Origin of the sequence: Dryocola clanedunensis (genome assembly GCF_038405435.1) — a bacterium.
Lineage (GTDB): Bacteria > Pseudomonadota > Gammaproteobacteria > Enterobacterales > Enterobacteriaceae > Dryocola > Dryocola clanedunensis_A.
Window position 1 is genome coordinate 1 of sequence record NZ_JBBYHZ010000216.1, and the last position, 522, is coordinate 522.

General features: G+C 68.8%; 1 protein-coding gene. It reads left to right on the forward strand.

Annotation, left to right across the window (positions count from 1 at the left end; all coding sequences use genetic code 11):
• Positions 1 to 522 (forward strand): aminotransferase class III-fold pyridoxal phosphate-dependent enzyme (locus AAE045_RS24300; protein ID WP_455549853.1); only part of this gene is annotated, 522 nt, incomplete at both ends.

Genomic DNA, 522 nt, shown 5'->3' on the forward strand with positions numbered 1-522 from the left:
GGGCCGTTGTTGCCCGGTAGCGATTTCCTGCGCCATACGCTCGATCTGGAGCGCAATGCCTTCAGCCCTGGCCTGCCCCGCCACGGGGCCGAACTGGCCGAGGATCTGGAGCGCCTGATCGCGCTGCACGATGCCTCCACCATCGCCGCGGTGTTCGTCGAGCCGATCGCCGGTTCGGCCGGGGTGATCCTGCCCGCGCCGGGCTATCTGCAGCGCCTGCGCGAGATCTGCGACCAGCACGGCATTCTGCTGGTGTTCGACGAGGTGATCACCGGTTTCGGCCGGGTCGGCCACGCCTTCGCCGCCCAGCGCTTCGGGGTCACCCCGGACCTGCTCACCCTGGCCAAGGGCCTGACCAACGGCGCGGTGCCGATGGGCGCGGTGCTGGCCAGCGATGCTATCCACGGCGCCTTCATGCAGGGCCCGACGGCCGCCATCGAATTTTTCCACGGCTATACCTATTCCGGTCACCCGCTGGCGTGTGCGGCTGCGCTGGCCGCATTGGATACCTACGCCGAGGAG